The sequence below is a fragment of the Rhodococcus sp. H29-C3 genome (assembly GCF_030063405.1).
GTDB lineage: Bacteria > Actinomycetota > Actinomycetes > Mycobacteriales > Mycobacteriaceae > Rhodococcoides.
Genome location: NZ_JASITC010000011.1, coordinates 93,335 through 113,237 on the forward strand (window position 1 = coordinate 93,335; position 19,903 = coordinate 113,237).

Below are 19,903 nucleotides of genomic sequence, written 5' to 3' on the forward strand. Positions count from 1 at the left end.
ACCCGGCATCCCAACTCCACGTCGCCAGATCCGAGTCCGGCGCCCACATCTGCAGTGGACCATCCCCGATGTCAATTACGGCCAATTCAGAATCACTGCTCGATTAGCCTCTCACACAGCGCTTACCGATGACCCACAGCACTTCGACGGTACCGAAGAGCAGGCAGAGGAGCTCTTACAAAGAATGCTGCCCCTACCCGAAAACCATTGAACGCAGGGATTCTTACGATTACGAGGGGCCGCGAATGAAAACGCACCCGAGGTGGTATGAGACTACGATGGCGACTATGTCGAGTTCGGTTGCATTGCGGACGGTTTCCGATGCCGCATTCGCTGAGGCTGTTGAGGTGCTGCACGACAAAGTCGATGTTCTTCTCGATCGATTGACCGACTCTCTGCTGGTCGTTCCGCCGGCAGGCTCGAGTCAGTGGCGTACCGACTTCCGTGGAAGCAGGGGCACAGCAGGCTCGGTCGATCACGGGGCTGTTCGCGCAGAACTTGCGCGCCGTGCCGGTGTTGCCGATCCCGCATCGGCTGACCGGGGTGATGCCGCGGTTGCAGCGACGTCGGCGCGGCCGCAACGCCGAACGAGCAGGCGGCGCCAGCACGACCCTCAGCAATTGTCGATCTTCGACATGGCGAGCTGAGCACACGCCGAATAGGTCGGGCCAGGCCCCAGTGGGCGGCAATCAAGCGATTGTCGACACCGTCCACTCCGACCTTGCTATGCCAGGATCGGGCGTTCATGATCTTGACAACGGTCGAATTGAGCCCGCAGTACGCACCTGCGTTGCCGTGAACTTCGGAAAAGTGCGCGGCCGCATGTCCCCGAATCGGTCAATATCTTCAGTCTGCCGGACGATGAGACAGATCGTCACGGCGGCCGGCCCCACTGCGAAGAACAGCGATCGACCGTCTACGACGCGATCCACTCAATCGAGAGCGTGTAAGTTTCAGAAGTCGACTGCACATCGACCAGGCGATTCGCGACTGAGTGAAGTGGTCTTCTGGAATTTCGTTATCAGAAGACGAGTGCACCCAGTGGTCGGTCGGTGTTCGTCAGGACAGAGTGCCGTCGACCTGACCGCCGGCGTCGATCTGCTCGCGGAGAATGTCACCGTGGCCGGCGTGCCTGGCGAATTCCTGAATCATCAGCAGCAGTGTCCATCGCATGCTGATGATTCCTTCGGTGGGCAGGTCGATGGTGTCGTCGAGCTCGAACCGCGAAGCTATCTCGCGTGATCGCTTGCTGGCTCGCTCGAACTCGGCGATGACATCGGCCAACGTCTCATGGTCACAGACGGTGAACGTCCCTTCGTCGCGGCGTGAGTAGCCGTCGCAGTCGGACTCGCCGAACCCGGCCCAATGCCTCTGGAACCAAATGCGTTCCGCTGCTGCAGCATGCTTGATCAACGCGATCGGTGTCGTGAGGGACGGGACCAACCGTTTGCGGGCATCGGATTCGCAGAGGCCCCGGGCTGTGTCGATCAAGGCTTGTCGGTTGCGGTCCAGCATGCTGTCGATGATCTGCCGGTCATCTCCAGCGGTGATCATGTCGTCGTGCATCGTCGTTGGTTCCTTTCGGTGGGTGGGGGAGTTGAGCGTGCAGCGCTCACACCGTGTGTCGGGGTGAGCGTGGAGAATCGAGGCCGCTTTGTGATCCGTCCCGGTGTTTCCGGAGGGCTCGTCTCAGGGAAAGATGAAACCTCATGGCAGCACGATCGAAGAAGTACTCGGCGGAATTGAAGAAGGACGCCGTCGAGATGGTGGCCCGGTTGGTTGAACAGGGCGATACCGAGTGGGCCGCGATGCGCAAGACCGCAGATTTGCTCGGCGTGGGCGCAGCGGAGACCGTTCGCCAGTGGGTCCGGAAGGTGCCCGTCGACGGCCCCGGCAGCACTGTCGAGGTACGCGCCGACGCAGAGGTCATCCGGAAGTTGCGTCAGGAGAACGCCGAACTCAAACGGGCGAACGGGATATTGAAGGCGGCGTCCTTAAATTCAACCTGTCAACGCAACAAGCTCCCCGGCAAGGCACTCTGCGGGTGACCTGAATCCAAGGCACTTTCGTGGACGGTTGTTCAGTTTGGCTGCAATAGAATCGAGGTCTTGCTGAGTCAAATCTCCTAAGTATGTTCCCTTCGGAAGATATTGGCGCAAGAGCTTATTGGTGTTCTCGTTCGTTCCTCGCTGCCAGGGACTGCGCGGTGCAGCGAAGAACATCTCGATGCCTGTCGCTGCGGTAAGCAGCTTGTGGCCGGCAAGTTCCATCCCTCGGTCCCAGGTCAAACTCCGGCACATCACCGGATTCATCCGTGCATACTCCCTGACCAGCGCAGGAACAACTGACGTCGTATGCCGGGTTGGTGTCTGCACAATGGTCAGATAGCGGTACTTGCGATCGACCAGGGTCGCTACCTGACTGTTTCTCGAACCAATGACCAAGTCGCCTTCCAAGTGGCCGCTTACGCTGCGGTCTTGCGCATCGGCGGGCCGGTCCTCGATGGGTCGTGCATCGACGATTTGGGAGCACCACTGACCTTTGACGCTGTGCCGCTTGTTCTTTCGGATCGGTCGACGGGTCCGAAGCTTCTTGCACAGCTTCTGCGGAATGACGCCCCAGCGTGCGGTGTAGATCGAGCGATAGATCGTCTCGTGACTGATCGCCAGCTCAGTTTCATTCGCATGGCGCATTCTCAGATGCCCGACGATCTGCTCCGGCGACCACTCGTCGTCGAGCATCGACACGACCTTGTCGCGCAGTACCGGATTCCGTTTCAGCAAGCACAGTTTGGGTCGCTTCGCCTGCGCCCCAGCACGGTCCTGCGCAGCGGCGGCACGATAGCTGCCACGCCCGCCATTTCTGTTGATTTCACGGCTCACCGTCGAGGGCGCACGGTCGAGTGCAGAGGCGATCGATCGAACTGTGTCACCTGTGACAATTGCCCGCGAGATAGCCTCACGCTCAACAAGAGTCAATGAACCAGCCCGCACTGTGGACTCCGCCGGCGCGATACCGCCGTGATACTTCAGTACCGTGAAGACAGATCCCGGCGGCTTGCGTAGTCCGCGGGATATGACGCTGATCGATTCGCCGGATCGCCACCGCCTCCACAACTCCACCTTCTCCTTATCCGACATTCCCGGCCGGCCGATCTTCGACACCCACACCCTCCTTCAACTGCACTGTTGCGCTGACCCTTTGATTCTAAGTCAGCTTTTTTCGCGGCCGAAATCGACCGGCCACACCGATAATTGTGGACTTCATCGGCACTCACCAGGGAAACCGGGTGGGTGCCGATGGTCTTGCATGGGGTGTCGACTCGATGTGCAGCGTGCTCTCCGAGCACGGGATGCATATCGCCCCGTCCACGTACTACGACCATGTCACTCGGGTGCCGTGTGCCCGAATTCATTTGGATGCATCGGTGATCGATGCCATTCACATTCTGCGGGCGAGGCAGCCGCTGGCACGGGTGCTCGGCTCACGAAAAACGTGGATCATGTTGCGCAGCAGCGGTATTGACGTAGCTCGATGCACCGTCGAGCGCCTCATGCGGGAGATGGGATGGCACGGTGCGCTCAAAAGGAAGCGGGTCCGCACCACGGTCGCCGATCCTGCACAGGAGCGGGCCAAAGATCTGGTGAAGCGCCGGTTCAGTGCGGTGGCACCGAACCGGCTGTGGGTTGCCGATTTTACGTATTGCCGCACGATGTCGGGGTGGGCGTTCACTGCATTCGTCGTCGATGTGTTCGCCCGCAAGATCGTCGGTTGGAAAGTGGCATCGGAGATGACTACCAGTCTCGTCGATACAGCTATCACCAACGCTATTGATTCTCGAAAGCGTTCCGGTGTAATCGATTTCAGCAATCTCGTCCACCACAGTGACGCCGGATCGCAATATACTGCGATCGCCTTCGGGCACCGTTTGGCGCAGGAGGGCATCGCCGCGTCGATCGGAACGGTCGGCGACAGTTACGATAATGCTCTCGCCGAATCGGTGAACGCGGACTACAAGAACGAGCTCGTCGACAACGGTCCTCGTTACCCGGGCGTCGCAGAATTGTCGTTGGCCACCGCGCAGTGGGTCGCGTTCTACAACCGCGAGCGTCCCCACAGCTACTGCCATGACCTCACACCCGACCACGCCGAGCAACTCCACTACGCTCGGACGCGCACCCTCGATCCGGAGGAGGCACTCACGCAGTGAGCTCTCCGGAAATGCCGGGATGGATCATGAGGGTGTGCATTGGCGTGATTGGGCGGACCGTGTGTAGCCCACCGCGTGTGACTGATACCCGCGTTCGCGTGTGGCCGGGGTGTCAGGGCATCGTCGAGGCTTTGAACGGGCCCTACCGATTTGCTCACCACGAGTTCGCCCCCGCAGTTCAGCGCGACTCCGGCCGAGTCGTATCCGCGGTATTCGAGAACGTGGAGCGCGTCGAGCAGGACTGTGGTTGCGTGCCCTGGCCCGACGTAACCTGCTATGCCGCACATGATGTGGTGTCCTTAGCTGTCGAAGTGAGAACGTGATCGAGTCAGAGCCCGGGTAGCCCGCTGCAGCCTGTTTCGATGGGATAGGTACGTGCGGCGCGGAATCCTTCGGCGTAGGAGACACCGCACTGGAGCCCGCGAATCTGCCCTTGCCTGTCGATGAAGGTCACGTAGTCGATGCCGTCGGTGTTCTGTAGCCATTCGTTCTGACTTTTGTGGCACCACAGCATCTGGCGTTTGATGTCGACGGTGCTGGAGATGTCCACCCATAGTTCGGGTGCATCGCCGACGAGGCCAAGCGGGTCCATGTAGTAGACCGACGGTGCTGTTGCCAGGGGTCGGGCGTCGGTGACGAACAGCGGGGCAGTGGCGAGCTGGCGTGCACTCATCGCGATCGTGCTTGCCGCGCGGTGATCGGGGTGGTAGTCGTTCGGGTCGTGGGCGAACAGAATGTTCGGTGAGAATGTGCGTACAGCTTCGACGGCGGCAGTCCTGGTCTCTGGATTGTCGTAGAGCATCCCATCCGGCTGCCCGATCCAGAACAGCTCAGCACCGAGTAGATCGGCGGCTGCTTGGGCCTCTTCTCTGCGGGTTGCGGCAACAATGTCTGGGTCACCTGTTGGCGCGCCCAGGCGTCCGTCGGTCAGGATGCAGACCGCGATAGCGTGTCCTCGTTCTCGATATCGGGCGAGTGTGCCCGCAGCGAGGATCTCGACGTCGTCCGGGTGGGCTCCAATTGCCATGATGCGCAAACTCATACCGTGACCTCCATCGAGAGTTGTTCGAAGAAATCGAATTCCGCGATCAGCTGAGTGTCGGGCAGGAAGTGAGTACGGATGTGCTCACGTCCGTGTTCACCGATGCTGCGTCGCTGTTCGGGTTGTTCGAGCAGCGTGCGAACATTTGTGCCGAACGCATCATTCGGGGTGTCGACAGCCACGGTTGCACCCTGCTGAGAGGTGGGGATCTGAAGGCGTATTCCTCCGACGGCGGTCGCGACCACTGCTGTTCGTTTCCACATCGCCTCGGCGACAGTGAGTCCGAATCCTTCGGACTGGCTTTTCTGTGTGACGATGAGTGCATGTCGTTGCAGCGCATTGATGGTGAGGGCGTTGTCGGTCATGTCAGCCATCGGTAAGCACACCAGCTGGACTCGCCGGCGGATCTCGCGGGGAAGCTGGCGCCACCGCGATACGCAGTGGGCGAGGTAGTCGGCGGCTTCAGGATCATCGGCGACGCCTGTAACTTCGGGGCCGGCCAGGGTGAGGTGGGCGTCGGTGTACGGTGCGATGCTGCGCTCGAAGGAGTCGATGACACCTGCCATGTCTTTGACTCGATCCCACCGCGAGATCTGCGCGATCATGGGAGTGCGGGCGGTGGGGGGTGGTCCTTCCCTGTAGAGCTCGTAGCCGGGTGGTATGCGCGCAGGTCGGGCGTTGCCCTCGATGATGCCCCAGTGCTCCAGGCGGGTGAGTACATCGGACTCGGTCAATGCGCGGTTTTTCGGTGCGGTGGGGTCGATGAACGGAGCAATGCTCCTGTAGGGGACAGCGTCGAGTGAGGGAGGGCGGAATTCGTCGGTTGTTGCAATCAGGCCGGCGGCGCTGCCGATGTACCGGCGGAGGAATTCCCAGGATCGAACGGAATGTTCGTTGGCTCGGTCCGCGCCGTTGTGCGCTCGCCATGCCACCGTCGCACCGAGCTCGCGCATAGCGGCGCATAACCCGGCGGTCTGGGGGTCGTGCAGGACGACGCGGTCACCAGCCTGAACATACGCTGCCAGCTCATCAGCGATGGCGGCTGAAACCAGTTCGTAGAGGTACGTTTCCGGTTCTCCCAGCCGTCCGCCGTCTCCTGCGATACCGGACACTCCGTTGTCGATGCGTTTGGTGATCTCGAAAAACTCCGGTGGCCCATCGATCACCAGCCACCGCGCCGGTACTCGGAGAGCCGTGGCCAAGCCGATCATGGGGTGCAGCATCTCGGCGACGCCTCCTCCTGCCGATGTGGAATTGATGTGCCACATCGTGGCCCCACCGGGGTATCGGTCAGCTGACTCGATCAGCGAGTTCCACCGTCCTGGAGGTAATTCGGATGTGAGAGCCGATGAATCGTATGGTGCTACGGCGACTTCGGTCACGTGTGGCATGAGTTACCTCTCGGCGAACTGGCTGGATGAAGGGACAGGAGATGGGTGGCGCCGCAGTGATGACGATGCAGCCACGAGGACGATCGAACACGTACAGGCGACCAGAACGAAGGCACTGGGCAGTCCGGTGTGATCGGCGAGGAAACCTACGAGCGGAGGCCCGCCGAGATATGCGCCGTATCCGATGGCGCTGACACGAGCGGTCGCGGTCGCGATACCTGCACGGCTGCGGCGACCCGCCTCGGTGATCAGCAGCGGGAACAGAGGACCGAGAGCGATACCGATCAAGCCCATGGCCACCACGACGCCCCACGGGCCTTGCTGGAGAACCACTCCCACGAGTGTCGACGTTGCTATAACCAGCGCTGCGTACACCAGCGTCATCTGTGACCCGAGTCGTTCGATGACGAAGTCACCGAACGAACGCGAGAGGAACATCGCGCTACTGAACACCACGATTGCGGTGGCACCGACCGTGGCGCCGCCGGCGAAGTCCCGGGAGACCATCAGAGCGGACCAATCGGTGACCATCCCCTCGACCAGCAAGGCCGCGATCGCCATCAGACCTACCACCGCCGGAATCGCCAGCATGTGGGCGACCCGATCGGACACCGAGCGCAGACCATCCCCGGCTGGGTCTGCTGCCCTCCCCGAACCTGCAGGCGGAGCAGAGCGCGAAGCCGATATAGGAAGAGATACAGACACCGAAACGGCCAACGCCAACAGAACGACACTGACGGCCGCAAAGTGTTCGAAAACAGTGATCCCGAACTTCGAGGCGATCGCACCGGACGCAGCTCCGGCGAGAACTCCCAGGCTGTACCCGCCGTGCAGTCGCGAGAGAATCCGTTTCCCCTCGCGATTCTGGTACTCGATCGCAGCAGTATTCATTGCCACATCCAGGCATCCGCTGGCTGCCCCCAGCACAGCCAGCGCGATACCGAGAGACCATCCGTTCGGCGCGAGAGCGATCAATGGCAACGCGCCGGCGAAAATGACGGAGGAGTTGATGCAGACCGATCGTGCCGATACCGACCGGAGCAGACGTGCAGTACCGATCAACGCCGGCACCGAACCAGCCGCGACCCCGAGCAGCGCCCACCCCATCTGGCCGTCGGTCAGCGAGAGTTCGGACTTGACCTGTGGGATGCGGGGCGCCCAACTTGCCAGAACAGCACCGTTGACGAAGAAAATAGTCCACAACGCCACCGTCTGACGGCGGGTACGAACGGGAACAGACATGGCAACCCTCGCGGTCGCCCTGTCGGAATCAAGTGCCTACATCCCCGGACGGGCAGGAATGCTGCGGCATCATGTGTGAACACCCAAAGCAAACCACGCCGTCCGAATCGCGTCAACCAGTACCGACTAAACAACAAGTGACGGTGGCGTGTCTGGGCCACAGTTACTTCCGCCGATCGCGCAGTCGTCTTCTGAAAAGTGCAGTCGTCTTCTGAAACTGACAGGTGGGCAGCAGAAGCTCAGCGCTCAAGCTCTTCGGTGGGCCGTCTTTCGGCCGAACTTCCAGCAGAGCCCGAGCTGCCTCCTGTGGCTACGGATGTGCATTTTGACCATCGTCATACCGGACCGGAACACCGTCGATTCGGGAACACCAGCTTCGGTCCTAGATTTGGTGCCGCAGGAAGACGTCAAGTGCGCTCATGATCTGCGCGAGTCTGCCGGTTCCACTAGGTGCCAGCGGGTACCGGTTCAGCACGTCTCTCAGTTTGAGGGTGGCATGGTGAGCCGTTGAGGTGATCGCGCTCATGGCCGCGGCCTCATCGCCGCCCGCCTTCAACTCAGCCACGCGAGCCGCGCATGCCGCGGAGCGCAAGATGTGGCCGACCTGAGTCGGTTTGGCGATCGGGTGAAGATACGCGGCTGCGGCTGCGTCGCCACATGCTTGTGCTGCAAGTCGCGCGGCCTCGCTAGTTGCTTCTTTCGAGGCGCGGTGTGCAGCGACCGCGGTCGTTCGTTGAAGGTTGGTTCGTGGTGCTCCGCACGCGAACGTCAGTGCTGCGGCCAGCGCTGCGCGTGGGCGCGGGTCGTCCGGTAGTTCGGCTTCAAAATCTGGCAGTACCGCCTCCGCGCTGTATGCAGCGAAACGCGCAACGATCCGCAACTCGTCCATCGACAAGGCGAAATCGCCGGATACTGGTCCCATCGCCTAATTGTCCTATGCGCTTGTAGGAATCCGAAGCCAAGTCCAAATTAATCGCTGTTCAAACACGAAACGCTGCATTTCGGGGCATGAATCGATCAACTTCGCGAGTGTGGCAAACCCATCCGATTGCTTGTGGTTCGTAACCTCGTCTGTCGGCGAGGTTCGCGCTTGGTCAGGCGTTCGGTCGGCGATCGCGTCTGAGTTCGTTTCTGCGGCGTGCGCCTGCGGTTCTGGGTCGATTTCGATTGGCCCAATCCGGACGATTGGGGGCACGGGGTTCTGTGCTGCGTTGAGTGCCAATTGTTTCGATTCCAGCCGAGTCAAGATCATATTTAATCTCGTCTATCTCGGCTATCTGGTCGTCTTTAGATCGTCGTTGACGAGAGGTCGAGACGGAGGCGACGGATGCAACAGTGACGCACGCCACGGCAATCAATTGAGAGGGTGTCAGCAACTCGCTGAGCACAATCAATCCGGCCAGGGAACCAACCGCCGGTTCCAGACTCTGCAAAGTGCCAACGATGCGTGGACTCAACTTGCGCAGAGCTACCAGTTCCAATGAATATGGCACCGCGGCGGACAAGACGGCCACGACAAATCCCATGGCGAAGGTACCGGGGTGCACAAGACCGACACCATCGGCAGCGATCCCGAAAGGGCACCACAGAGCCGATGCCCACACCAGCGCTAGCGCGAGGTACCTACCATCTAGCGAAGCGGCTCCCGCCTTCTTGCTCAACAGGACGTACGCGCCCATCGATACCGCCGACAACCCTGCTAAAGATATTCCCGTCAGGGGCAGACCCACACTGCTGCTGAGGGACGGTACGGCGAACAACGCCAAACCTATTGCTGCCAGCAACGACCACCCGATGTCGAGATATTTGCGTGACATCGAGATCGCGACTGTCAGTGGGCCGAGTAATTGGATGGTGGCGGCCACGCCCACTGGCAGATACTGCAATGCGAGGTAGACAATGTTCATGCCGGCGATAGCCGTTCCAAATGAACCCACCAAGATCAGATCGCGCCTGGTCCTGGGTAGCGCAGGGCGAACGACCGCACAAACAAGTATTGTCGAAATCACCAAACGCAGTGTTACGACCCCCTCGGAACTGATTGTGTCGAACAATCGTTTGCCAAGCGCTTGTCCGAACTGAACGCTCGACACGCTGCACAACACAAGTACCACTGCGGGTGTGCGACGAAGTCGGCGAACTAGAGTGCGCGGCGTTCCACGCAGCTCTGTTGTCCGAGAAATGAATTCAAACATGACTTCAGTTCCGCACGAGCTGTTCGTAAGGTCAAGCGAGTCTTTGCTACCGAAATAGTGAAGAGTGAGCTACATGATCGATCCCAGCAGGATGCAGACGCTACGAGCGATCGAACACCACGGCTCGATAGCAGAAGTCGCACGGGTCATGCATCTGACACCATCAGCGATCTCGCAACAGATCCGCCAACTGTCGGACGATGTCGGAGCATCCCTACTCGAACGCGAAGGCCGGTCAGTGCGATTGACACCAGCGGCTCATACCTTGTTGCGGTATTCACACCGGGCGGCTGCTGTCTGGGAGGAGGCTCGCGCAGATCTCGACCTCCTCGTTACAGGTGATGAACGACTAACTGGCCACCTGGCAATGTGTGGGTTTGCTACCGCAATACCGTCACTCGTGGCACCAACAGCGCACTCGCTGACAAAGGAAAGCAATAGGGTTACGGTTTCGGTTCGCGAGGCGAGCACTGCCGAGAGTCTGACCCTATTGCTGCAGCAAAGCGTCGATGTGGCGGTTATCGCCGCACCGACCAACCTGCCGTTCGGTGATCCCCGATTCGAGCAGAAAACCCTGCTCGACGATCCTCAGGACCTCGTGGCTGCGAGCAATGGTCCGCTGGGTCAGCTCGAGACAGGGCGATTACAGGATGCTGATCGTGAGTACTGGATTGAGCCTCACATAGATCAACGGCGTCTCATCGAGGCCGCCTGCTCGATGGAAGGCTTCGTACCGAACTTTCGGCACCAGGCCAACGAGTGGAATGCCGTCCTGGCGTTGGTCAAAGCAGGCATGGGTGTGTGCCTTTACCCACGCATGGCACCGCTCAATACACCCGGTGTCCATCGGATTGTTCTATCCGGGTCAAATCTTCCGATACGCCGTGTGCTGACGTGTGTTCGAGCGGGTAGCAGCCGCCAACCTTTGATCAGCAGGACGCTACAACTACTCGAGCAGACCGCCCGACGGTACTGATGACTTTCTGAGGCTCACCCCAGATGGTGGACAGCATGATAGCGGGACCGATGGTTTCGTTGGAAGGAGGTCCTCATATCCGGCAAGCGTAGGTCGTTTACCACCGAGTACAAGGTCGAGGCCGCCCGCCGGGTTATCGATTCCGGCCGCACAATCGCCGAAGTCGCCCGTGAACTGGGCATCAACGAAGCACTGCTCGGGCGTTGGGTCGCCGACGAGCGTCGGCGCAGGGACGCCGCAGCTGCCACCGGCGACGAACCGTTGGCTGCTGCCGAGCGCACCGAACTTTCCCGTCTCCGCAAGCAGGTCGCTGACCAGGAGAAAGACATCTCATTCCTGAAAAAAGCATCCTTTCAATCAAAGGGTCAGCGCAACAGTCCAGTTGAAGGAGGGTGCGGGTGTCGAAGATCGGCCGACCAGGAATGTCGGATAATGAGGAGGCGGAGTTGTGGCGGCGGGCACGGTCGACGAGATCGTCCGGTGCCCACATCCGTGTGGCCACGGTAGGTCCCGAGATGAGATTCATCGTCGGCGACAGAACTCGCCGAGCGTGCGATCGAGATCGGCTGCATACGTGCGGATTTCATCGCTGCGAAGCTCGTGCGGCTTCTCGCCGGGGCGATTGTCGTGTAGATGTCAATCCAGTCCTCATCGGCCGCAGCGAAGTAAGAGTGCTCGGTGAACGGCCAGCATTCACGATCAAGATATCGACAGTACCGTCTCTGCGCTGTCTGCGGCGAAACGCGCAACGACGCGCAACTCGTCCATCGTCAAGGCGAAATCGCCGGGTTTTGATCCCATCGCCCCATTGTCCAGTGCGCTTGTAGGAATCTTGAGTCTGAGTCAACGCCTATTGCCCGGACCACCCTCAGATCGCTCCTGCGGGTTCCGGTGTGCGTTTTGACCATCGTCAAACACCACCGTCAGTTTCAAGAGCTGACTGCACTAACCGGCGCCCGTTATCTTTTAGGTGGTCCTTGAAACCGAGGACTGCGGTCAAGGTGTCACCGGATGTCACCTAAACCCCGTGCGCGGTGCCGCCGACAGCCTCGGCGATCATCGCCGAGTCAGCAATCCCTTCGGGCCTGTTGAATGTCAGCACGGCAGCTGCCAGAAACGATCGGATGTGGCACACCCCGCCAGGCTAGAAATCGCCGCCCGACCGGAGGGTCTTCTTCAGCTGGCGTCTTCCAGCTCGATGGCAGTTCTGACGAGATCCGCCATCGTTTCGGCCCGCGCCTTCTCTTTTACGCGGTACTTGTACGTGTCGACGGTGTGAATGCTGATGCCGAGGTTGCGCGCTATCTCACGGCGTGTGAGGCCTGCGGCGAGGCCGGCGAGGACGTCACGCTCACGTTGGGAAAACTGACCTCGGTTCGTTCGGTTGCTGGGGACTGGGCTGTCGATGCAACCATTGCTTAAAGCGTGGATCCGGTGGCCGAGGTCCCACACGAGTTTTGTAGTCGCTCTCGGCACTGTGTCGGTGGCCTCGATGCGGGCGACGCGCCCGGTCGCGGAGACTTCCAGTAAAATTCGCAGGTGATCGGGTTGGTCGCTGAGCGAGGTTCGTTCGTTGGTGTACTCCATGACCAAGAGGTGGATGTCGCTGGGCAGGTGTCGAGCACTGTGCGAATGCACCGCGATCAGAGGGCGCGTCTCCTGGATCGCTGACAACACATATCCAAGAAGGACAGCGTGGTCGATAACCACTCCGATCTTCACGGCCGCGCCGGAGAGAGGCGGTCAGCAGCGATGACGAGTCGTGTCAATCGCATGTGAGACTCGTCCGGTGTCGAATCGTAAGGGTGTTGTCGTGTAGCTGACCGCCGGGCCGAGGCAGCGAGGAGCGACCGCCGGCCGTATTAGTGGAGGCTTCGGCCACGATCCGGCGCTGCAACCTGTTATTACGTCGACAGGGCGACTATTCGGAGTGGGTACTCGCAGGGAAGGTGTTCCGCTGTGAGCGCGTGATCTCGCGTCCGCGAAGCAGAGCAACTGTGCATGCGGAGACGAACATGACTGCTCCGACGGCCGAGACGGCGCCGGCGGGGGAGGTGACATCGAGTAGTGGGCCCAGTGCGAGGCTTCCCAGCGCAAACCCGACGCCCAGTGCGGCGTACTGCACCGAGAACCCGGTGGCGCGCCACGGAACGGGCACGCTGTCCTGGATGTGGACCGACAATGCGACCACGGTGGGCCCCTCGACAAAACCGGCGAGCACGAACACCACGAGTAGCCCCACCACACTGTAGGCGAGCAGGAGCGTAGGAATCAACACTGCTGCCAGCAGGGCAAGTAGTAACGCAACGTCTCGTTGCGCATCCCGATGAAGTGGCCGCCGCGCCCCGAGTGTCACAGCGCCGGTTCCTGTGGCGGCCGCATACAACCCGAGCGCGAGGCCGGCGAGACCGGCGTGATCTGCATCGGTGAACACCGGTATCGCGGCGACCGCGAGGATTCCCAGAGCCAACCGAAGAACAATCGTGAGAACCAGTGTCGTGCGCAGCAGGCGGGCGAGCGAGACGAAACCGCCGGCGGCCGTCTCGGGTGCCGATCCTGACTCAGGAAGGGCGATACAGGCCAGAACTGCGAGAAGCGGGGAAACTGCCACGATCAGCAGCGCTATCGACGAAAAGGCGGTCACGGCCAGCAGGGCGACGACGACCGGAGCCACAGCCCAACAGATTTGATTGATCGCGCTGTCGATGGACAGCGCTTTGATCACGGCCGGTGCGGGCACCATCTGAGTCAGCCGAGACCGGAGCGCCCCTGGGACCCCGGCGGCAATCACGCCGACTGCTACCGCCAGAACAACTGGCAACCACTGCGGGTGCTCCATGGTCAGTGACCACGACAGCGCCGCGAACCCGGCGCCCTGCAGGACGAGGACGGCCGCGAGGTTCCACCGGCTGGGCCAGAGGTCGGCCAGCCTTCCCATCGGGGGAGATCCGGCGATCTCGCCCACGGTGTGGGCCGCGACCAGGGCGCCGCCGAACCCGTAGGAGCCGGTCGCCTGTTCGGCGACGACGACGAGCGCGAGCGGCGCCATCGCGATCGGAAGGCGGGCGCCGATTGTCGCGAGTAACCACGCGCTGAATCCGCGCGCCCTGATCACGGTCACTGTCTCGGTCGATGTCGTACGCATGGCGTCGTCCCCCTGGTTGGCAAATGTGTAACCATCACACTCCATTATGAAGGTTACATGTGCAGGTGTACCGTTGAACCGTGGTGAAGGAGTACGCGCGCAACCCCGCGCCCGGAGCGTTGGACGACGTTCGCACACTGCTCAACACCTGCACGATCTCCCATGACACCCGCGTCCCCGTAGACCACCTCACCGAGATCGCTTCTGCGCCGGAGCGGTGGGGTGCCGAGTTCTCCGGTGCGTTCCCTCGTCCGGCCGCAGACGAACTGGCCCGACTACGCGCGCTCCTGGACGAGATCAGACGCGAACTCGGCGGACACCACCCCCCGGGGTTGCAGTGCTGGCTGGACACGCACCCGGTGGAGACGTACCTGCATCCCGAATCGGGCACCGTTCGGCACCGCGCCCGCAATGGCAGCTGCGCCGCGACCGTCGTGGCGATCGTGGTCGACGCCGTCTCCGACGATCAGTGGCGACGGCTGAGGGCGTGCCACGGGTGTGAGCGTGTGTTCTACGACCGGTCCCCGAACCTGAGTCGAGTGTGGTGCGGGATGTACGCGAACGGCCCCGAGGGGCGTGCGTGCGGCACCATCGCCAAAGTCACCGCCCACCGCGCGAGGCAGCGCCCCATCCGGTGACCAACCGCGCCCGGTCCACAGTCAGTCCGGAATGAGTCCCAGCTTCTGCTTGAAGCGCCGGGCGTCGACCGTGGCCCGTGAGTGACGGCCTCGGCTGATGACGGTCTGGTCGCTGCTGGTCACGGTGAACGTGACGTCGATGCGCCGGCCGTCGACGGCAGCTTCGATGTCGTAGCTCACCAATTCCCCCAGAAGCGCTGCAGCGGTGTGCGACATCTCCACTCCGGTGCCCACCGTCATCTCCCCGACTCTCAGGGCGGGTGCCAACGCTTCGACACACAACCGTTCCATCGTTCCCAGAATCGTGGGTGTCGACAGCACGTCGAGGCCGTCGTTTCCCCACTGGGTGGCGCAATCCTCCGGCCTCACCTCGACGAACTGTCGCATCTGCACTGTTCTCATGGCGTAGTCTCCGATTCTCATGTCGCCGCCGGCGCGAAGCGCTCAGCGGTGTCCTTGAAGATGTTCTTCTTCTGCATTTCCGTTGTTCCGCCGGCGATCCGGATCGCGACAGCATCGCGGAGGCGCCGTTCATGGGGCTGCGTCCGCTCGTAGCCCGAGTGTCCGAAGATCTGCATCAGCTCAAGTGCGGAATGGACCCCGCCCTCGGACGCTGCGAGTTTCGCGCAGGAGGCCAGAACGCTGAAACGATCGTCGCCACGAATCAGGGCGTCTGCCGCCGCGTAGGCCAGGTGCCGGGATGATTCGATGGTGGTCCGCGCGGTGACGAGTTTGTCCTGGATCATCTGGTGCTCGGCCAGAGGGGAGCCGAAGGCGTGGCGGTCGGTGATGCGAGCAATGGCACCGGGCAAGGCCGCTTCCAGTTGGGCGGCGACGACGATGCCGTACATGAGGCGGTCGAACGCGAGGAAGCTGTAGAGCGTCGCCAGTCCATTACCCGGCTCGCCGACGATGTCATCGTCGGTCACGGCGACGTCCTGCAAGTAAATGGGCCCGGTGGGGCTGGTGCGTTGTCCCAGCAGGTGCTCGTGGTCTCCGGTGCTGAGCCCGGCGCGTCCGCGTTCGACGACGAACAGTGTGATGTCTCTCTTGCCGAGCTCGGGCATGCGTCCGACGATCAGCAGGTGGTCCGCCGCAGGGGCGTTGGTGATGTGACTCTTGTGTCCGGTGAGGGTCCACCCCCCGTGAGCGGCGGGTCTGGCGGTGGTCGCGACCGCTGCCACGTGGGAGCCGCCCTGGGGTTCGGTCGCCGCCGTCGCGCCCAGCGCCCCACCGGTGAGTGCCGGAATGATGCGGCGCTGCTGTTCCGGTGTTCCGTGCTCGGAAAGGACGTGGATTAGACCCGCGTGAGCGACGGCGCTCAAGACGAATCCGGAGTCTTCTGCTCCGGTGGCGAGACCCTCGAGATTGGCGAGGAAATCCCACAGTGTTCCGCCGTGGCCACCGACGTCGGTGCTGACATGCGAGAGCCAGAACTGCGACGCGGCTAACTCCTTCCACGCGGAGCGGTGAAAGTCGCCGGTCGCGTCTCGGTCCTCGGCGCCGGGTGCGACTGCGGTTCGCCCGAAGGCTCGGTACTTCTCTCGTCGCGCGAGTTGTTCGGGTGTCCAGGTGAGGTTCATTGGGTGGCCTCCAACGGCTGAGGGGAGAGATCGGTTGACGCGGCGTCAGAGCCTGACGAGATGTCTGCGCGGCGGGGTGCGAGGTCGGCGATCGCATCGATCGCGGCATCGACGAAGTCGTCGATGTCGAGCGTGTCGTGTTCGGTGGAGATACAGCCCATGCCTCGGGCGGCCAGGACGAACCCGCGGTTGAGCATTCCGAGGAAGAAATCGTGTTGACCGGAAGCGTTGACGGAACGGGTGTCGCGGAAGGTGTCGACGGTGGTGGGCCCGATGTGCACATTGAACAGCGACCCTCTACCGGTGACACAGGCCTGGTGTCGTGCACCTCGAAGTCGGTTGTTCAGGGTGTCGCGGAGATGGTCTCCGTGTGCGTTCAGCGCGGTGAGTGCAGGATGGTCGAGTTGGGTGAGCGCTGCTATTCCTGCTGCGAGGCTGAGGGCGTTTCCGGTGAATGTTCCCCCTTGATAGAGCACGGGACCGCCGGAGCGTGCATCGTAGACGTCTGTTCCTCGGCCGGGTTCGAGGAGCGCCATCAGGTCGGCACGACCGCCGTACGCTCCGATCGGAAGCCCGCCGCCGATGACTTTCCCCATGGTGGTCAGGTCAGGAGTGACGCCGTAGAAGCTCTGAGCCCCCCCGACTGCGAGTCGAAGGGTGATGACTTCGTCGAAGATGAGCAGGATTCCGAGTTCGTCGCAGATCGATCGCAGCCGCTGCAGATAACCGGCGGTGGCCGGAATCATGCCGCCGACGCCGAGCATGGGTTCGACGATGATCGCAGCGAGCTCCGTGTGATGTTGGCGGAGGATCGCCTCCGTCGCCTCCGGATCGTTGAAGGGCACGATCACCGTGTCGTGGACCCGACTCTCGGGTATGCCGCGCATTTCCGGTACCGAGTTCGGCCGGTCGCGAGGGCCGGCGAGGTCGGCGGGTGGCCTGTTCGACACCATCACGTCGTCGACAGTGCCGTGATAGCCGCCCTCTGCCTTCACGATCTTCGGTCGCCCGGTCGCCGCGCGCGCCAGGCGCAGCGCGAACATCACCGCTTCCGTTCCCGAGCCGGTGAAGCGAACCCTCTCCATACCGGCAATGCGCCCCACGATCATGGCCGCCAGCCGAGCTTCGAGGTCGCCAGAGAAGCTGTAGACACTGCCGGTTCGGAGTTGGTCAGTCACCGCGGTTCGGACCGCCTCGTTGGTGTTGCCCAGCGGCAGTGCCGTGTAGTTGCCGAGGAAGTCGCGGTACCGATTGCCGTCGAGATCTCGCAGGTGCTTTCCATCTCCCGCATCGATGTAGGTCGGGTAGGGCGGCCAGGCATTCAGACTGCGGGTCACCCCTCCGGGGATCGCGAGCGACGCCGCGTCGAAGTGTCTCCGCGACAACGGAGTCCGTTGCTGATAGGTCTCGATGACAGTCATGTCATTCACCGCCCGTGGTCGACTGTGCGGGACGAGGGGATGCCGGCCATTCGAGCAGGATCGAGCCCCATGTCATGCCGCCTCCGAATCCGGCGAGCAGGACTCTGCCGCCACTGCTCAAGCCCCCCCTGTCGCACCACGTAGTCGAGCGTGATGGGTATCGACGCTGCTCCGGTGTTGCCGAATCTGTCCGCGGTGATAGCGAGTTGGTCGTGGGCGAAGCCGAGGTGCTTGCTGACCTCCTCAAGGATGCGGACGTTGGCTTGGTGAGGAACGAACAGGTCGATGTCGGCCGCGACGAGTCCTCGAGCGTCGAGCGCTTCATGGATCATCTGCGGGAGTCGGTCGTGGACGAAGTCGCGAACCGCGCGACCGTTCATCCGGAAAAACTGTTCTCCATCGGACAGACGGTCTGGGGTCAAAGGCCGTCTGCTGCCGCCGCCGACGATCCCGACATAGTCGGACAAGGTGCCGTCGCTACCCAACTTCGAATGGCTGATGGCCGCACCGGCATTCGAGCGTGACAATACGACGGCGCCGGCGCCGTCTCCGAACAGCACGCTGGTGCGTCGATCGGTGTAGTCGAGGATGCGGGAGTAGACATCAGCTCCGATGACTAGGGCATGGTCGAGCTCGGGGTCGCCCTGCATCATCTTCCGTGCGACATCGAGTGCATAGACGAAGCCGGTGCAGACTGCGTCTATGTCCATGGCGACAGCAGCGGCGGCACCGAGCTGCGCCTGCACGATGCAGGCGGTCGAGGGGAGTGGACTGTCCGGTGTCGAGGTGCCCACGATGATCAGGCCGATGTCGGTTGCGCTTACCCCGGCGGATGTCAGGGCATGCGTTGCCGCGATGGTCGCAAGGTCCGATGTGGCCTGTGTCGGGGAGGCGACTCTGCGTTCGAGCACTCCCGTGCGCTCAAATATCCAGCCGTCGTGCAGACCGAGGCGCGCTTCCATCTCCGTCGACGACACGCATGTGTCGGGCACGTACGAACCCGTTCCGGTCACGGTGGTCGCTACTAGAGGTTCTGATGCATTCTGCATTCGCTAAACGCTCCCGTTTCAGTGATTTCGTGGGTCTTTGGATCCCGTCAGCTGCAACTTCAACGCTATGAGGACCGGAAGGTTTGTGCATGTCCCGACATCTCGGGACATGCATTGTTTCCCTCGACCACGCTTGGGTGAACCGTTCTTCGGCGCTCAGGCGGTAAGGTCCGCAATTTCGCTGTATCTGCGCCGTTCGTGATACGGAGGCACTGCACCACGTATTCGCCGACCGGATGTTGGACGGTGCTGCTTCAGGCCGCCTGATAGCACCGCAGCGCTCCACGGCCTCACGTCTGTCCCGGAGACCGTCGTCAACGCTTTTGGAGACATCAGCGAGCCGATGTGGAGCTGAGCAGCTTCCTGCGGCTTCGGGTGTGCGTTTTGACCATCGTCATACCGGACGGACGGGAACGGCCGTCTGTGTGCGATCGACGTCGACATATAGCCTCTGAAATCGTCCGTTATGAGTCCATTTGCTGAAGTCCAGTAGTCCGCTGTTTCTAGTGGACAGATCGGACGTACAAGGGGGAGTGGGCATGAAAGTTGGCTACGCACGCTGTTCTACCGTCCGCCAAGACACGGCCGTTCAAGTCGGGTTGCTCACGAAGGCCGGCGTACACCGCGATCACATCTACATCGATCACGGGATCAGCGGCCGGCAAGCGAAGCGGCCCGGACTCGAGAACGCGATCAATGCCAGCCGCGAAGGTGACGAATTTTGCGTCATCAAGCTCGACCGGCTCTCCCGGTCGGCAGGAGATCTCCACGAGACCGTCGACCGCTTGGCCGCGCGCGGGGTGGCATTGTCGATAGACGGCAAGGTCTACGACCCGACAGACCCGATGGGCAAAATGTTCATCGGAATGCTCGGCTTGATGGCCGAATTCTCAGTTATCTCGACACACCGGAACTCCAGCCTGCACGAGTTGGAAGTCGCTGCGTGATGCAGTAGATACCGGCAACCTGAGGGGAGTCCGGTATGAAAGTGATCAAGCACTCGGCGGCAGG

Annotated in this window: 20 protein-coding genes and 2 pseudogenes; 8 read left to right on the top strand and 14 right to left on the bottom strand. The window is 61.8% G+C overall.

The genetic code is table 11. From position 1 onward, the window contains the following. Positions 1–287: 287 nt before the first annotated feature. Entirely contained in the window at positions 288–647 is a 360-nt protein-coding gene (locus QMK32_RS20090) for a hypothetical protein (protein WP_283477002.1), read from the top strand. Positions 648–1,059: 412 nt separating this feature from the next. Here the strand turns inward: QMK32_RS20090 and QMK32_RS20095 are convergent, their stop codons facing one another. Further along, positions 1,060–1,566: a DinB family protein gene (locus tag QMK32_RS20095; RefSeq protein ID WP_283477003.1), complete on the bottom strand. Its 507-nt coding sequence runs from the start codon at positions 1,564–1,566 to the stop codon at positions 1,060–1,062. Between the two features lie 242 nt (positions 1,567–1,808). Between QMK32_RS20095 and QMK32_RS20100 the strand changes: the two are divergent. Beyond that, positions 1,809–1,997 (top strand): annotated as a pseudogene (locus QMK32_RS20100) (IS3-like element IS987 family transposase); the annotation flags it as partial. Positions 1,998–2,000: 3 nt separating this feature from the next. Here the strand turns inward: QMK32_RS20100 and QMK32_RS20105 are convergent. Then, on the bottom strand, positions 2,001–3,164 hold the full coding sequence (locus tag QMK32_RS20105) for an IS30 family transposase (protein ID WP_502943712.1): 1,164 nt from the start codon (positions 3,162–3,164) through the stop codon (positions 2,001–2,003). 125 nt (positions 3,165–3,289) lie between these two features. On the opposite strand from QMK32_RS20105, the gene QMK32_RS20110 reads away from it, so the two are divergent. Together QMK32_RS20110 and QMK32_RS20115 are read left to right on the top strand one after the other, a co-directional pair. Continuing rightward, positions 3,290–4,210: an IS3 family transposase gene (locus QMK32_RS20110; RefSeq protein ID WP_502943713.1), complete on the top strand. Its 921-nt coding sequence runs from the start codon at positions 3,290–3,292 to the stop codon at positions 4,208–4,210. Positions 4,211–4,287: 77 nt separating this feature from the next. Continuing rightward, complete coding sequence (locus QMK32_RS20115) at positions 4,288–4,533, top strand: hypothetical protein (protein WP_283477005.1); 246 nt, start codon at positions 4,288–4,290, stop codon at positions 4,531–4,533. A gap of 5 nt (positions 4,534–4,538) precedes the next feature. Here QMK32_RS20115 and QMK32_RS20120 read toward each other — a convergent pair whose 3' ends face one another. The 5 genes from QMK32_RS20120 to QMK32_RS20140 form a co-directional block, all read right to left on the bottom strand. Next, positions 4,539–5,252, bottom strand: a complete 714-nt coding sequence (locus QMK32_RS20120; protein WP_283477006.1) for a PIG-L deacetylase family protein — start codon at positions 5,250–5,252, stop codon at positions 4,539–4,541. After that, positions 5,249–6,520 carry a glycosyltransferase gene (locus QMK32_RS20125; RefSeq protein WP_283477007.1) on the bottom strand — a complete coding sequence of 424 codons (1,272 nt, stop codon included), beginning with the start codon at positions 6,518–6,520 and terminating at the stop codon, positions 5,249–5,251. The genes QMK32_RS20120 and QMK32_RS20125 overlap by 4 nt, the downstream gene beginning before the upstream one ends. Before the next feature lie 126 nt (positions 6,521–6,646). Then, on the bottom strand, positions 6,647–7,885 hold the full coding sequence (locus QMK32_RS20130) for an MFS transporter (RefSeq protein ID WP_283477008.1): 1,239 nt from the start codon (positions 7,883–7,885) through the stop codon (positions 6,647–6,649). Between the two features lie 382 nt (positions 7,886–8,267). Beyond that, entirely contained in the window at positions 8,268–8,807 is a 540-nt protein-coding gene (locus QMK32_RS20135) for a putative immunity protein (protein WP_283477009.1), read from the bottom strand. Between the two features lie 172 nt (positions 8,808–8,979). Beyond that, on the bottom strand, positions 8,980–9,792 hold the full coding sequence (locus tag QMK32_RS20140; protein WP_283477011.1) for an EamA family transporter: 813 nt from the start codon (positions 9,790–9,792) through the stop codon (positions 8,980–8,982). 361 nt (positions 9,793–10,153) lie between these two features. On the opposite strand from QMK32_RS20140, the gene QMK32_RS20145 reads away from it, so the two are divergent. Both QMK32_RS20145 and QMK32_RS25445 read left to right on the top strand, forming a co-directional pair. Beyond that, positions 10,154–11,056, top strand: coding sequence for a LysR family transcriptional regulator (locus tag QMK32_RS20145; protein ID WP_283477012.1), 903 nt, complete (start codon positions 10,154–10,156; stop codon positions 11,054–11,056). A 75-nt stretch (positions 11,057–11,131) separates the two neighbouring features. After that, positions 11,132–11,563, top strand: a complete 432-nt coding sequence (locus QMK32_RS25445; protein WP_502943718.1) for a transposase — start codon at positions 11,132–11,134, stop codon at positions 11,561–11,563. Positions 11,564–12,232: 669 nt separating this feature from the next. Here the strand turns inward: QMK32_RS25445 and QMK32_RS20150 are convergent. Together QMK32_RS20150 and QMK32_RS20155 are read right to left on the bottom strand one after the other, a co-directional pair. Further along, positions 12,233–12,778, bottom strand: a complete 546-nt coding sequence (locus tag QMK32_RS20150) for a LuxR C-terminal-related transcriptional regulator (protein WP_283477013.1) — start codon at positions 12,776–12,778, stop codon at positions 12,233–12,235. Between the two features lie 199 nt (positions 12,779–12,977). Beyond that, positions 12,978–14,201 carry an MFS transporter gene (locus tag QMK32_RS20155; RefSeq protein ID WP_283477014.1) on the bottom strand — a complete coding sequence of 408 codons (1,224 nt, stop codon included), beginning with the start codon at positions 14,199–14,201 and terminating at the stop codon, positions 12,978–12,980. Positions 14,202–14,281: 80 nt separating this feature from the next. Between QMK32_RS20155 and QMK32_RS20160 the strand changes: the two genes are divergently transcribed. Continuing rightward, positions 14,282–14,839 carry a CGNR zinc finger domain-containing protein gene (locus QMK32_RS20160; protein ID WP_283477015.1) on the top strand — a complete coding sequence of 186 codons (558 nt, stop codon included), beginning with the start codon at positions 14,282–14,284 and terminating at the stop codon, positions 14,837–14,839. A gap of 21 nt (positions 14,840–14,860) precedes the next feature. Here the strand turns inward: QMK32_RS20160 and QMK32_RS20165 are convergent, their stop codons facing one another. The 5 genes and pseudogenes from QMK32_RS20165 to QMK32_RS20180 all read right to left on the bottom strand — a co-directional run. Beyond that, positions 14,861–15,241, bottom strand: coding sequence for a thioesterase family protein (locus tag QMK32_RS20165; protein ID WP_283477016.1), 381 nt, complete (start codon positions 15,239–15,241; stop codon positions 14,861–14,863). A 17-nt stretch (positions 15,242–15,258) separates the two neighbouring features. Then, positions 15,259–16,422, bottom strand: a complete 1,164-nt coding sequence (locus tag QMK32_RS20170; protein WP_283477018.1) for an acyl-CoA dehydrogenase family protein — start codon at positions 16,420–16,422, stop codon at positions 15,259–15,261. Then, positions 16,419–17,843, bottom strand: coding sequence for an aspartate aminotransferase family protein (locus QMK32_RS20175; RefSeq protein ID WP_283477019.1), 1,425 nt, complete (start codon positions 17,841–17,843; stop codon positions 16,419–16,421). Before QMK32_RS20175 ends, QMK32_RS20170 begins: the two co-directional genes overlap by 4 nt. A gap of 1 nt (position 17,844) precedes the next feature. After that, positions 17,845–17,964 (bottom strand): hypothetical protein, encoded by a 120-nt coding sequence (locus tag QMK32_RS25450; RefSeq protein WP_502943714.1) that lies wholly within the window; start codon positions 17,962–17,964, stop codon positions 17,845–17,847. 4 nt (positions 17,965–17,968) lie between these two features. Then, positions 17,969–18,892 (bottom strand): annotated as a pseudogene (locus QMK32_RS20180) (3-oxoacyl-ACP synthase III family protein); the annotation flags it as partial. A gap of 539 nt (positions 18,893–19,431) precedes the next feature. On the opposite strand from QMK32_RS20180, the gene QMK32_RS20185 reads away from it, so the two are divergent. Beyond that, the gene (locus QMK32_RS20185; RefSeq protein ID WP_283477021.1) at positions 19,432–19,839 is read left to right on the top strand and encodes a recombinase family protein; all 408 of its coding nucleotides are present in this window, start codon (positions 19,432–19,434) and stop codon (positions 19,837–19,839) included. Positions 19,840–19,903: the final 64 nt, after the last annotated feature.